The following is a 251-nucleotide window of genomic DNA, read 5'->3' as shown; positions in this document are numbered from 1 at the left end:
AGGATCCAGAGGCAAATCCTCCCAACTTGGAAAACTATGATGTCGTCATTCTGGATGAAGCCTCGATGATTGTCTCGGAGGTACTGGAGTTACTGATCAACCAAATTACTTTATTTACGGCTAAATTTTTATTTCTTGGAGATCCGGCACAACTTCCCCCTGTTAATGAAACCCAATCTCCTGTCTTTTCTCAAATTACGGCTCAAGCTCAATTAACAAAAGTGATGCGCTACGATGGAGCAATTCTCAAT

Annotated in this window: 1 protein-coding gene; it reads left to right on the top strand. The window is 41.4% G+C overall.

All coding sequences use genetic code 11. From position 1 onward, the window contains the following. Positions 1–26: 26 nt before the first annotated feature. The coding region (locus R0J92_RS25125) for an AAA family ATPase (protein WP_411053685.1) at positions 27–251 on the top strand (225 nt) is incomplete at its 3' end.

Source organism: Tritonibacter sp. SIMBA_163 (assembly GCF_046535935.1).
GTDB classification, from domain to species: domain Bacteria; phylum Pseudomonadota; class Alphaproteobacteria; order Rhodobacterales; family Rhodobacteraceae; genus Epibacterium; species Epibacterium scottomollicae.
Note: the sequence above shows the minus strand (reverse complement) of the source record. Positions and strands in the feature narration are given on the sequence as shown.